This window comes from Mycobacterium asiaticum (genome assembly GCF_001673635.1).
GTDB classification, from domain to species: Bacteria; Actinomycetota; Actinomycetes; order Mycobacteriales; family Mycobacteriaceae; genus Mycobacterium; species Mycobacterium asiaticum_C.
Map to the genome: position 1 here is coordinate 101,104 of NZ_LZMH01000052.1, position 13,082 is coordinate 114,185.

At 62.9% G+C, this 13,082-nt stretch carries 8 protein-coding genes; 3 read left to right on the forward strand and 5 right to left on the reverse strand.

Going from position 1 to position 13,082, the window contains the following annotated elements:
* Positions 1–43: 43 nt before the first annotated feature.
* From A5645_RS15335 to A5645_RS15350, 4 genes are all read right to left on the reverse strand, one after another.
* Entirely contained in the window at positions 44–1,747 is a 1,704-nt protein-coding gene (locus A5645_RS15335) for a PPE family protein (RefSeq protein WP_065130126.1), read from the reverse strand.
* Between the two features lie 169 nt (positions 1,748–1,916).
* Positions 1,917–3,545, reverse strand: a complete 1,629-nt coding sequence (locus A5645_RS15340) for a PPE family protein (RefSeq protein ID WP_065130127.1) — start codon at positions 3,543–3,545, stop codon at positions 1,917–1,919.
* A 437-nt stretch (positions 3,546–3,982) separates the two neighbouring features.
* Complete coding sequence (locus A5645_RS15345; RefSeq protein WP_065130128.1) at positions 3,983–5,785, reverse strand: PPE family protein; 1,803 nt, start codon at positions 5,783–5,785, stop codon at positions 3,983–3,985.
* Positions 5,786–6,369: 584 nt separating this feature from the next.
* On the reverse strand, positions 6,370–8,073 hold the full coding sequence (locus A5645_RS15350) for a PPE family protein (RefSeq protein ID WP_065130129.1): 1,704 nt from the start codon (positions 8,071–8,073) through the stop codon (positions 6,370–6,372).
* A 171-nt stretch (positions 8,074–8,244) separates the two neighbouring features.
* Here A5645_RS15350 and kstR2 point away from each other — a divergent pair, with 171 nt between their 5' ends.
* The 3 genes from kstR2 (at position 8,245) to A5645_RS15365 (ending at position 10,988) form a co-directional block, all read left to right on the forward strand.
* Entirely contained in the window at positions 8,245–8,847 is a 603-nt protein-coding gene (gene kstR2 / locus A5645_RS15355; RefSeq protein WP_155768029.1) for a TetR family transcriptional regulator KstR2, read from the forward strand.
* A 1-nt stretch (position 8,848) separates the two neighbouring features.
* Positions 8,849–10,009 (forward strand): steroid 3-ketoacyl-CoA thiolase FadA6, encoded by a 1,161-nt coding sequence (gene fadA6 / locus A5645_RS15360; protein WP_065130130.1) that lies wholly within the window; start codon positions 8,849–8,851, stop codon positions 10,007–10,009.
* Positions 10,010–10,118: 109 nt separating this feature from the next.
* Positions 10,119–10,988, forward strand: coding sequence for an endonuclease domain-containing protein (locus A5645_RS15365; protein WP_065130131.1), 870 nt, complete (start codon positions 10,119–10,121; stop codon positions 10,986–10,988).
* Positions 10,989–11,062: 74 nt separating this feature from the next.
* On the opposite strand, the gene A5645_RS15370 is transcribed toward A5645_RS15365, so the two are convergent.
* Complete coding sequence (locus A5645_RS15370; RefSeq protein ID WP_065130132.1) at positions 11,063–13,081, reverse strand: fatty acid desaturase; 2,019 nt, start codon at positions 13,079–13,081, stop codon at positions 11,063–11,065.
* Position 13,082: the final 1 nt, after the last annotated feature.

Here is a 13,082-nt window from a genome sequence, read left to right on the forward strand (position 1 = left end):
TCTCGGCGGGTGCGCTATCCGAGCAACCGGCCGCGGCTGGCTATCAGGTCAGCTCTTGGAGTAGCCGGGTGATACTGAAGAAGCCCGTCAAGAGAGACCCATTGTTGAAAAAGCCAGAGTTGAAACCGGCAATCGTGGGCCCACTGAGGTTAGTCGGGACCCCGGTGTTGAAAAAGCCCGATCCCATTCCGGTTATGCTGCCGGGGCCGGTGGTACCGCTCGCAGTATTGAAGAAGCCTGACTGGTATCCGCTGAATATAGTGCCGTCGGTCGCCCTGTTGTAGAAGCCGGACATGTTTGTACCGGTATTTCCGATGCCTGAGCTGGTGGCGCCGCTATCGGTAGTGAATCCGAAGCCCGTATTGAAATTGCCGGAATTGAAAAACCCGGTGTTGGTGATGCCGGAATTTCCGTCGAAAGTGTTGAAACCGCCCGAGTTGTTTATGCCCGTATTCTGCGGGCCGCTATTGAAGAGCCCCGTGTTGGTGGGGCCCGCGTTTCCGATACCGGTGTTGAATCCGCTGGTGTTGCCGAAGCCGAAGTTCGCCTCGCCGCTGTTGCCGAACCCGATGTTGCCGAAGCCGCTGTTCCCGATACCGATCCCCTGTAGCTTGCCTACGTCCGGCGAGGCAGGGAAGTGAGCGCCCGAGTTAAAGATGCCCACGTTGCCGTCGCCGGAGTTGAAGAAGCCGATGTTGCCGTTGCCCGAATTGCCGAAGCCGATGTTGTTGATGCCTTCGTTGAAACCGGTGAAGTGGAACGTTCCGGTCGTTCGGTCGATGTAGGCGTTGCCGATGCCGGCCAGATTGTTTCCGGTGAGGCCGAAGCCGATGTTGTTGTTACCGGTGTTGCCGGCGCCCTGGTTCCCGTTGCCGCTGTTGCCGATACCAAAGTTGTTATTGCCGGCATTGCCTAGGCCAATGTTGTTATTACCGGGCACAGACATTAATCCACTGTTGCCCAAACCGCTGTTGCCCAGACCGATGTTGCCGTCACCGCGATTGCCGGCGCCGAAGTTGCCCGCGCCCCAGTTGCCGCTACCAATGTTGCTGTTGCCGTTATTACCGCCACCGAAGTTGCCGCTGCCGGTGTTGCCATTACCGATGTTGCCGCTGCCGGTGTTGCCGTTGCCGATGTTGCTGCCGCCGAGGTTGCCGATACCGAAGTTCGGGTCACCGGGCGCGGCGGGACCGATTCCGCCGAAAAGTTGTCCGATGCCGGGCAGGCCCTGAAGGGTCTGCTGCCACGAGGAGAGCTGCGCCGCGGCGGCCGAGGCGCCGCCGTGGTAGCCGAACATCGCGGCGACGTCGGCGGCCCAGAACTCCTCGTAGATGCTTTCGGCGGCGGCGATCGCAGGAGCGTTGAGGCCCAGAAAGTTTGAGCGAACCAGGTTGAGGAAGATCTGCCGATTGGCGGCGATGATCTCCGGGTGGATGGTGGCGGCCTTGGCCGCCTCGAAGGCACCTGCCACGGCCTGGGCTTGGCTGGAGGCGCTCAACGCGCGCGCGGACGCGGCCTCCAGGAACGCGGCATACGGTGCCGCGGCCGCGGACATGGCTTTAGCTGCCGGTCCCTGCCAGGCCTGACCGGCCAGGTTCGAGGTCACCGAGGCGAACGAGCTTGCCGCTGAACCCAACTCCTCAGCTAACCCCGACCACGCGGCCGAGGCCTGCAGCATGGGAGCTGAGCCCGCGCCCAGGAACATTCGCAAAGAATTGATCTCCGGTGGGAGTAGCGAAAAGTTCATGGTGCGACCTCCGGCAACGGATGCCCACAGCGGGCAAACCTTGAATGTCAGAGACCATACGTTGAAGACTGGATTTGGTGTGCTGTTTTGCAGAATAAGGGGGCGGAGCATATGTTCTGCCCGCAAACGTGAGAGACGATGCCAGGTAGCCTCCGGTTGCTAACTTGTTCTATCCGAGCAACCGGCTGAGGCCGAAGATCCCCGACAGCGCGGCACCGGCATTCAGGAAGCCCGAGTTGAAGGCGCTGGCAATGTCACCGGGTTCGTCACTCAGGGCAGTCGGGAGGCCGAAGTTGAGGAAGCCGGAGCTGTAGCCCGGGAACTCGGCACCGCTAGCTGTGTTGCCGAAACCGGAGAGCGAGCCACCGCCGCGGGCGGAATTGAAGAAGCCCGAAGTGTTCTCGGCGGTGTTGAAGAACCCGGAACCCGATGCGCCGCTGTCGGTCGTCGCGGCGAAACCGGTGTTCACGTCGCCCGAGTTCCACAGCCCGGTGTTCGTGTCACCCGAGTTTGCATTACCGGTGTTGAAGAAGCCCGAGTTGTCCCAACCTGTGTTGTAGCCACCGGAATTGCCGAATCCGGTGTTGACGATCCCGCCGTTGGCGAAGCCGGTATTGGTGCTGCCCCCATTCCCGAGCCCGGTGTTGCCGAACGCGGCATTGAACAGGCCGACGTTGTGGATGCCGGAGTTGCCCAAGCCGAGATTGTTCAGGCCACCGGCGAGGCTGGTGCCGGAGTTGAAGACGCCGACGTTGCCGTCGCCGGAATTGAAGAAGCCGATATTGCCGTGGCCTGAGTTGAACAAGCCCAGGTTTCCGGTGCCGGAGTTCAGGCCGTGGAAAGAGAACTGACCGGTCGAGGTGTCGAAATATGCGTTGCCGAGACCGATGAGGTTGTTGCCGGTCAGGCCGAATCCGATGTTGTTGTTGCCGGTATTGCCGCCGCCCCGATTGCCGTCACCGCTGTTGCCGATGCCGAAGTTGTTGTTTCCGCCGTTGCCAAAACCGATGTTGTTGTTGCCTTCGCCCGCGAACCGTAATCCGTTGCCCAGACCGCTGTTTCCGAAACCGATATTGCCGTGGCCGAAATTGCCGCCGCCGATGTTCTCGTTGCCGACGTTCCCGCTGCCGATGTTCAGGCTGCCGGTGTTCCCGCTGCCGAGGTTGGAACTGCCCGTGTTGCCGCTACCGATATTGCCGCCACCGAGGTTGCCGTTGCCCAGGTTGGCGTTGCCCTGATTGCCGAAGCCGAGGCTGGGCAAGGTCTGCACCAGTTCCCGCAGTTGTGCCGGAACGGGTATCAGTTGCGCGGCCGCGGCGGAGGCGCCGGAGTAGTACTCGAACATCGCCGACACGTCGGTGGCCCACATCTCCTCGTAGATGCCTTCGGCGGCCGCGATCGCCGGCGCGTTGAGGCCGAGGAAGTTCGACCGCACCAGCTGGACGAACGCATTGCGGTTGGTCTCGACCGCGAGCGGATGGACCGTGGCCGAACGGGCGGCCTCGAAGACGCTGACGACCGCGTTGGCCTGGGCGGCCGCCCCGGCGGCCTGTACCGACGCGGCCTGCAGGAATCCGGCATAGGGTGCGGCAGCGGCCGTCATCGCAGCGGCCGCAGGGCCCTGCCACGCCTGGTCGGCCAGGCCTTGCGTCACCGATAAGAAGGTGCTGGCGGCCGTGCTGAGTTCATCGGCCAGGCCGGTCCACGCAGTCGCTGCTTCGAGCATGGGTGCCGAACCCGCGCCGATGAACATCCGCAACGAGTTGATCTCCGGCGGCAAAAGCGCAAAGTTCACCACGATGTCCCCCTGCAGCCGTCACCGACCGCGATCTTGAGTGAGTTTGATGTCGGACGTGGACCCCGAAGCCACGACATCGAGCACTCTACGACGCAAAATCGACGGAAGCGTCAGTTTTCGTGGTATTGCCATAAACCGTTGCGGTGCAGCGGGTTAGGTCATGTGGGGCGCTTTCGCCGAGCGGACGATCTGCGCCGCAGGCGAAGAAGTTACGCGCGGACGAGGGTTGATTTGATGCCCCGCGAGCCGGCTCAAGCGAACCGGGTGCTGTAGCTGCCAGAGTCATCCATTCCGGTTAACCCTTGGGGGCCAACGAAAACGGATAGGGCTACGCACGCTCTGAGGCGAGGAAGCTGCTAATCACGCCAAGATACGTAGTGCCAACAATGAGGCCAATGACCTATTGGACTGGTACTCGGAACTCGTGAATTGACTAGTTACCCCGCAAGGGCCTTTTGCAGGTTAAACACGGCCGAGAATCCGGTGTTGGCATTCAACAAGCCGGAGCCGACGCCGCTAATGGCACCTGCCGGGATGAGCCCGAGCAATGGGGCCGTAACACCGTTGTTGAAGAGTCCCGAGATCAGGCCGTTCACCACAAAGCCGAGTGCGGGCGCGTTGGCGCCGCTGGCGAAGTTATTGAAGCCCGACATGCCGCCTGCGACCGATGCTCCGACGACAGTGCTGCCAATGGCTGTGTTGTTAAAGCCTGACATGTTGCCGTTTACAGTGACTGCGGGGATGGAGCCGACAGCGCCGCTAGCCGAATTGTTGAAGCCCGAAACATTGGTGCCCGTGTTATTGAAGCCCGATTGAGTAAGCCCGGAGTCGGTGGTGATTCCGAAGCCGGTGTTGACATTGCCCGAATTGGCAAAGCCCGTGTTCACGTTGCCTGAATTCCAGCCGCCAGTGTTCAGGTGGCCGGCGTTCCCGAAGCCGGTGTTGCCGTAGCCGGAGTTCCCGAAGCCGGTGTTGCCTGGTTGCGGTGACAACGGGTTGAGCACACTTGTGAGGGCGCTCCCGCCCGAGTTTCCACCGCCACTGTTCAGGTCGCCGGAGTTTCCCCAGCCAGTGTTCAAGGTGCCCGAGTTGCCGAAGCCAAAGTTTCCGCTGGAGGTATTCCCGAATCCGATGTTGCCGTAGCCGGTGTTGCCGAAACCGAGGCCCTGAAGTTTGCCCAGGTTTGCGGGATCGATATTGACACCGGAGCTGAAGAACCCGAGGTTGCCGTCACCGGAATTGAAGAAACCGATGTTGCCGTTGCCCGAGTTGCCGAAACCGATGTTGTTAGCGCCTGAATTCAGGCCGTTGAAGTGGAACTGCCCGGTCGTCGTGTCCAAATAGGCGTTGCCCAGGCCGATCAAGTTACTGCCGGTGAGGCCGAAACCGATGTTGTTGTTGCCGGTGTTGCCCCCTCCGGTGTTGTTGTTGCCGGTATTACCAAGACCGAAGTTGTTGTTGCCGAAGTTGCCGAAGCCCACGCTCCCGCGCTCGGTAACAGAGCCGCCGTTATTGCCGAAGCCGAAGTTGGTGGCGCCCGTGTTTCCTAGGCCGAAGTTGCCGTTGCCCTTATTCCCGGTGCCGAAGTTGGTGTTGCCGGTGTTGCCGCTACCGAAGTTGCTGTCGCCGGTGTTGCCATTGCCCACATTGCCGCCGCCCAGGTTGCCAAGGCCCAGGTTAGGGAGGGTACTTGCGGCCGCCCCAATGCTGCCGGGTAGGCCCTGCAGCGTCTGCGCCCACGACGAAAGCTGCGCGGCGGCGGCCGACGCGCCGCCGTGGTAGCCGAACATCGCGGCAACGTCGGCGGCCCAGAACTCTTCATAGATGCTTTCGGCGGCGGCGATCGCCGGGGCGTTGAGGCCGAAGAAATTCGACCTGACCAGGTTCACGAAGGCCTGCCGGTTGGCGGCGATGATCTCCGGGTGAATCGTCGCTGCCTTCGCCGCCTCGAATGCGCTGACCACGGCCTGGGCCTGGCTGGCGGCGCTCAGGGCGCGCGCAGAGGCGGCCTCGAGGAAGGCGGCGTACGGCGCCGCGGCGGCGGACATGGCTTTGGCCGCCGGACCCTGCCATGCCTGTCCCGCCAAATTCGAGGTCACCGACGAGAACGAGCTCGCGGCCGCACCTAATTCCTCGGCCAATCCCGACCAGGCCGCCGAAGCTTGCAGCATGGGTGCCGAGCCCGCGCCCGAGAACATCCGCAAGGAATTGATCTCCGGTGGGAGTAGCGAAAAGTTCATAGCGTTGACCTCCAATGGCCCCGTCGCCGTAGCTGAGCAAACCCGAACGACGAGACCATACGACTGGCTCGTAGCATTTGTGTCCAATTTCGAGCAATTGCTGTCATTAAATTCAAAGGAAATTTCGGAATGTTTGCTCCGGAATGGAATGGGTCCAGAATGGGTGCTTGCGGCGCCAGAAACTCCGCCGGCGATTCCGCCGTGCGAGTGAAGGATGAGCGTGTGTCGATGGCCAGCACGCGCCTATGTCGGCGATAGGGGCGGCGCTGGAGAACTGCACGAAGTCCGCGAGGCTGGCGCCGCGGGGTGCCCAAGCAGGCCCCTGATCCGGACGTCGTGGACGGCACCGTCAGTTCAGCCCCGGGACGTGTCACAGACGCCGCCGGCGGTGTCGATGCCATGACCGCACAGGCCGACGTCGAGTCGTGTTGTCCGCTCCGGCGTTTCGAGCCCAGCCACTCGATTTCGCATGACCTAGTACTCGTAGGTGGCTGAGGCTGAAGAAGCCCCAAACCTTCGCCGCGGTCAAGAGCCGGCGCCCGCTGGGCGAGCCGCAATGTCGGTGAGACGACGGGTAATTGCCGTCAGGTGAGCTGTCGTAGCAGTTGAGTGAAGCTGAACAGGCCCGCGACACCAGTGCCAGAATTCAGGAATCCAGTGTTGAGGCCGCTTGCAAGACCGCTGACCGGATAGGACGGTGGTAGGGCACCCGTGACGCCGGTGTTGAAGAAGCCAGAACCCTGCCCGTTCAGTAGCGTGCCGCCGCTGGCTGTGTTGAAGAACCCTGACAGCCCACCCGCTAATCCACCGGAAGCCGTATTGAAGAAGCCCGAACTTGGGAAGTTGCCGGTGTTGCCGAAGCCCGAATGCGTGGCCGCAGTGTCGACGGTGGAGCCGAAGCCGGTGTTTACGTCGCCGGAATTGTAGAATCCGGTATTGGTGCTACCCGAGTTGCCGTCGAAGGTGTTGTAGTTTCCGGAGTTCTCCATTCCGGTGTTGAAGTTCCCCGCATTGAAGAAGCCAGTATTGTAGCTTCCTTGGTTTCCGAAGCCAGTATTGAGCGACCCTGAGTTGCCGAAGCCAAAGTTCCCGGCGCCCGTATTGCCGAAGCCGACGTTACCGAAGCCAGAGTTACCGAAGCCAAGGCTTTGGATCTGGCCCAGATTAGCGGCAATCGTGTTGCTTCCCGAGTTGAAAAATCCTACGTTGCCGTCGCCCGAATTGAAGAAGCCGATGTTGTTGGTACCGGAGTTGCCGAAGCCGATGTTACCGATACCCTCGTTGAAGCCGGTGAAGTGGAAGGTGCCGGTCGTTCGGTCAAGATAGGCATTTCCGATACCCAGCAGATTGTCTCCGGTCAGGCCGAAGCCGGTGTTGTTGTTGCCGCTATTGCCGGCGCCCTGGTTTCCGTTTCCGGTGTTGCCGATTCCGAAGTTGTTGTTGCCGAAGTTGCCGAGACCGATGTTGCCACCATTGTTCAGAGGCGCGGCATTCCCCAGACCGATATTGCCGTTGCCAGCGTTCCCGAAGCCGAAGTTGTTATTGCCGGCGTTTCCGCTGCCGATATTGTTGTTGCCGATGTTGCCGCCACCGAAGTTGGAGCTGCCGGAGTTGCCGTTGCCGACGTTGCCGCCGCCGTTGGGGGTGTAGTAGGTGCCGTTGTTGCCATTGCCAATGTTGCCGCTGCCCTTGTTGCCGATCCCCAGGTTGGGGAGGCCGGTGGCCGCTGACCCGACGCCACTGACAAGTTGCCCGATACCTGGCAGGCTCTTCAGCGTCTGCTGCCAGGACGCCAATTGGCCTGCCGCCGCCGACGCCAAACCGTGGTAGTCAACCAGGGCGGCCACATCGGCGGCCCAGAATTCTTCGTAGATACTCTCCGCTGCGGCGATTGCCGGCGCGTTGAGGCCGAACCAGTTGGATCGGACCAGCTGCACGAATGCGTTGCGGTTGGCAGCAACCGCCTCGGGGTGGATTGTGGCGGCTTTGGCGGCTTCGAATGCCGTGGCTATCGTCTGTGCTGAACCGGACGCGCCAAGTGCTTGCGTCGACGCGGCTTGTAGGAACGCCGCGTATGGTGCCGCCGCGGCGGACATCGCAGCGGCGGCTGGGCCTTGCCAAGCCTGACTCGCTAGGTTCGACGTCACCGAGGCGAACGAGTCGGCAGCCGAACCCAACTCTTCGGCTAACCCGGACCAAGCGGCCGAGGCTTGCAGCATGGGCGAAGAGCCCGCACCCAAGAACATCCGTAGAGAATTGATCTCCGGCGGAAGACCGAAGAAACTCATATCGCCTCCATGAACCGTCGCCCGTCATTGCGCAAGCCCGAACGTCAGAGACCATACGGCGGCCGCGAACAGTCCATATGCGTTTTCAATGAAATCAGCTGCGCAGTAAATAAAGGGCCAACGACGTGCCACCGTTGGCCCTAGCAAGCGCTTGGTTGATACCCTGTTGGGGTGGAGCGAGTGGCCGGACAGGCTAACAGCCGCCGAGACGAGTTGTTAGACCTCGCCGCGGTGATGTTCGCCGAACGCGGCCTGCGGGCCACCACGGTGCGCGACATCGCCGACGGGGCCGGAATCCTGTCCGGCAGTCTCTACCACCACTTCGCCTCGAAAGAGGAGATGGTCGACGAACTGCTGCGCGGCTTCCTGGACTGGTTGTTCGCCCGCTACCGGGAGATCGTCGAGGGCAATTCTAATCCGCTCGATCGCCTCAAAGGTCTGTTCATGGCCTCGTTCGAGGCGATCGAGCAGCGGCACGCGCAAGTCGTCATCTATCAGGACGAGGCGCAACGGCTTTCGTCGCAGCCCCGGTTCTCCTATATCGAGGATCTCAACAAGCAGCAGCGACAGATGTGGATCGACGTCATCCATCAGGGCATCGCGCAGGGTTACTTCCGGCCCGATCTGGACGTCGACCTGGTCTACCGCTTCATCCGTGACACCACCTGGGTGTCGGTGCGCTGGTACCAGCCGGGCGGACCGCTCACCGCACAGCAGGTGGGCCAGCAATATCTCGCCATTGTTCTGGGCGGAATACAAAAAGAAGGAGACTGAAATGCCGGAGGCGTACGTCATCGATGCTGTACGTACCGCGGTGGGCAAGCGCGGCGGTGCCCTGTCCGGGGTGCACCCCGTCGACCTGGGCGCACTGGGATGGCGTGGGCTGCTCGACCGCAACGACGTCGACCCCGCCGCCGTCGACGATGTGATCGCCGGTTGCGTCGACGCAGTCGGTGCCCAGGCCGGCAATATCGCCCGGTTGTCGTGGCTGGCGGCCGGCTACCCCGAAGAGGTTCCCGGCGTCACCGTCGACCGCCAGTGCGGCTCCAGCCAGCAGGCCGTTTCCTTCGGTGCGCAGGCCATCATGTCCGGAACGGCCGACCTGATAGTGGCGGGCGGCGTGCAGAACATGAGCCAGATCCCGATTTCGTCGGCGATGATCGTCGGCGAACAATTCGGCTATACCTCGCCGACCAACGAGTCCAAGCAGTGGCTGCACCGGTATGGCGACCAGGAGATCTCGCAGTTCCGCGGTTCGGAACTGATCGCCGAGAAGTGGAACCTGTCACGCGAGGAAATGGAGCGCTACGCGCTGACCAGCCATGAGCGTGCTTTCGCGGCGATCCGCGGCGGCAATTTCGACAACGAGATCATCACTGTGGAAACGGAATCAGGGCCGTTCCGGGTCGACGAAGGCCCGCGCGAGTCGTCGCTGGCAAAGATGGCCGGACTCAAGCCGTTGGTGGAGGGTGGCCGACTGACGGCGGCCATGGCCAGCCAGATTTCCGACGGAGCAAGCGCGGTGCTGCTGGCATCCGAGCAAGCGGTCAAGGACCACGGGCTGACACCGCGAGCCCGTATCCACCACATCAGCGCCCGCGCCGCCGACCCGGTGTTCATGCTGACCGGCCCCATCCCGGCAACCCGCTACGCGCTGGAGAAGACCGGCCTGTCCATCGACGACATCGACACCGTCGAGATCAACGAGGCTTTCGCGCCCGTCGTGCTGGCCTGGCTCAAGGAGATCAAGGCCGACCCGGAAAAGGTCAACCCCAGCGGCGGCGCGATCGCGCTCGGGCACCCGCTGGGCGCCACCGGCGCCAAGCTGTTCACCACCATGCTCAACACGCTGGAGCGCACCGGCGGTCGCTACGGTCTGCAGACGATGTGTGAGGGCGGCGGCACCGCGAACGTGACGATCATCGAGCGGCTCTAGATTCGGCGAGCGTGCAATTTCCGACGCGACGGCGGAGTGTCGTGTCGTGAGATGCACACTCGGCGGCCCTGTTGATGGGTGACGGCGGTTTGCCGCCGACGATGGCAGCATGCGGCGCGTGGAGTGGCCGTTTGTCGGCGCTGAGGCGCTGACATCCAAGGCCATTCCCGAGCGCGCAATGCGCTGTCTCTATGAACCGGTGTATCCGGGCGTCTACGCGCCAGTGGGTATCGAGCTCACCGCGGTCCAGCGAGCGCAAGCGGCTTGGCTGTGGTCGCGCCGACGCGCGGTGGTCGCCGGCAATTCCGCGGCGGCGCTCCTCGGCGCGAAGTGGGTAAGTCCAACACTCGACGCGGAATTGGTGCATACCAATCGCCGCCCGCCGCCGCGTCTCGTCGTGCATCTCGACATGTTGTCGGGTTCGGAAGCGCTGATGATCGACGGGATTTCGGTGACCACCCCGGCGCGCACCGCCTTCGATATCGGACGGCGGACCACTGTCCGACTGCACGCCGTCCAACGGCTCGATGCTCTGCTGAACGCGACCGATGTCAAGGTCGAAGACGTGGAAGCCGTTGCCGCTCAACACCTCGGGGTGCGGGGGCTGGTCCAGCTCCGGCGGGTGTTGCCGTTGGTCGACGGCGGTGCAGAATCGCCGCAGGAGACGCGAACACGATTGGCGCTGATTGACGCGGGCCTGCCGAAACCACAGACGCAGATCCGCGTCTATAACGAATACGGCGATTTCGTCGCTCGTATCGACATGGGTTACCGGGAGTTGCGCGTCGGCGTCGAGTACGACGGACCGCAGCACTGGACGGACCCGGCCCAGCACGCCCGGGACATCGAGCGCCAGGCCGCGTTGACCGACCTGGGATGGACGATCGTCAGGGTCAGCAGCGAGCTATTGCGTTACCGCCGGGGCACCTTCATCGCACGCGTGGTCGCGGCCATGGAGGCCGCGGGATGGCGACCGTGACCGCCGAGTGTGCATTTTCCGACGCTCCATCGGCGCGTCGCGTCGTGAAATGCACATTCGGCGCCAAGACGGGTCTAGCTGTCGAAGTCCACCGAGACGAACGGCGTCGTGGGGTGGGACTGGCAGGTCAGGATGTAGCCGGCGTCGAGCTCGGCCTTACCCAGCGCGAAGTTGTGGTCCATGTCCACCTCGCCCTGGACCAGCTTGGCCCGGCAGGTGCCGCACGCCCCGCCCATGCAGGCATACGGCGCATCGTCGCGGACCTGCAGCGTGCCTTCCAGAATCGAGTCGCCGGGCGTCAGATCGTAGCTGTATTCCTGCCCGGAAAGCTTGAAAGTGACTGTCGCCGAGCCATATTCGTGATCGGTGCTGGGCCCCGTGCCGTAGCCGTGGAACAGTTCCAAGTGAACGCGCTCACTGTCCACCAGGTGCTCGAGCAACACCTCATGCACTGCGGTGGTCATTTCCAGTGGACCGCAAATGAACCACTCATCCACGTTTGCGGGCGAAAGACTGCTGGTCAGCCACATGTTGAGCTTGACGCGGTCGATGCGGCCGCGGAGTTCGGGAGTGTGCAGTGGCTCGCCCGAGAGCACGTGCAGGATCTCCAAGCGGTCGGCGTAGCGGGACTCGAGCCGGTCGAGCTCAGCCCGGAACATCGTCGACTCTTTGGTGCGATTGCCGTAGATCAGCGTGAACCGGCTCTCGGTCTCCACCTCGAGCGTGGTCGCGAGGATGGACAGCACCGGAGTGATCCCGCTGCCGGCCACCAAGCCCACATAGTGCTTGGCGTTCAACGGGTGCAGGAGAGTGCCGAACCGCCCGGTCGGGGTCATCAACTCCAGCACGTCGCCGGCCTTGAGCTCGTTGGCCACGTAGGTCGAAAATGCCCCGCCGGGAATGTGTTTGACGGCGATACGCAGCTGCGCGCGGGTGGCCGGCGCGCAGATCGAATAGTTGCGCCGAATGCCATTACCGCCGAGATCGGTGCGCACGGTGACGTGCTGACCCGGCTCGAAACGGAAGGCGTCCTGCAGCTCTTCGGGCACCGCGAAGGTGACCATTGTGCTGTCGGCGGTGATGGGGTCGACCGACGCGACGGGGATCCGGTGCAGCACCCCGTGCGGCGAGCTCGACCGGGCGGGCATCCGCACCGGCAGCAGTTTGGCGAGCCGGCCGTTGAGCTCTTTCCACTCGCGGAACTCGTCCGGATTGAGTTGCTGGCCGAACACCGTGGAGATCGCGGCGTTGCGCTCCAGGTACGCCTCCTCGTTGCGTTTCCACGTCCGCAGGTAGCGGTAGAACGGCACGGACGGGTGCAGGTGGTGCACCAGGTGGTAGTTCTGTGACAGCAGCACCGGCGTGAACACCCACTCCGCGCCGACCCGATTACGGGTCGCGCGATAGCGGTTGGTGCGCTGGGTGTCCGCCAGCCCGTGGTGGGGCAGCCAGTCGAACCACCACGCCAGGATGGTCAGGCCGATGCGCTGGGGAATGAGGAAGACCACCGCCAGGGCCCAGAAGTTTCTGGTCAGCGCGGCCACGACCAAACCGGTGACGCTAAGTGCCATCATCACCAGCGTCTCGGCCACCTCGGCGACCGGTCGGCTACGGGCGCGGGGCAGATAAAAGCGCAGGTAGAAGTACTCCACCGCCGACCACCGGAACGGCAACTGCCACCACTTGCCGTGCGAGGCGAAGGTGTCTGGATCCTGATCGTCGTCGTTGGAATGCCGGTGGTGCTGGATGTGGATGTAGGCGAACGACGTGAAAGCGACCACCGGGCCGACGAATAGCCACGCCAGGCGCCCAAGCAGACCGTTCACCCAGCGGGTCGAGCTGATCGAGTAGTGCGATGCGTCATGTACCACGGTGAACATCACGAACGTCACCGCCGCGTTGACCGGGATGGTGACCCACCAGGGTGACCAGCCGTTGAGGTAGCCGACCGTCGAGACGACGAAGGCGGTCAGCGAAGCGATGAAAATCCCAACCGTAGGCAGCGCGAGTTTCGGCACCGCCTCGCCCGGATCGGGCAGCGCGTGGTGTGCGGCTGAGTCTGGAGCCGAGTGGTCCGTCTCGACAGTCGTCATA

Bases quoted from the DNA above. Each gene is read 5' to 3' on its own strand.
- A5645_RS15365 (WP_065130131.1), top strand. From the start codon at position 10,119: ATGCGGCGCGTGGAGTGGCCGTTTGTCGGCGCTGAGGCGCTGACATCC.
- A5645_RS15350 (WP_065130129.1), bottom strand. From the start codon at position 8,073: ATGAGTTTCTTCGGTCTTCCGCCGGAGATCAATTCTCTACGGATGTTC.
- A5645_RS15335 (WP_065130126.1), bottom strand. From the start codon at position 1,747: ATGAACTTTTCGCTACTCCCACCGGAGATCAATTCTTTGCGAATGTTC.
- A5645_RS15370 (WP_065130132.1), bottom strand. From the start codon at position 13,081: ATGACGACTGTCGAGACGGACCACTCGGCTCCAGACTCAGCCGCACAC.
- fadA6 (WP_065130130.1), top strand. From the start codon at position 8,849: ATGCCGGAGGCGTACGTCATCGATGCTGTACGTACCGCGGTGGGCAAG.
- A5645_RS15345 (WP_065130128.1), bottom strand. From the start codon at position 5,785: ATGAACTTTTCGCTACTCCCACCGGAGATCAATTCCTTGCGGATGTTC.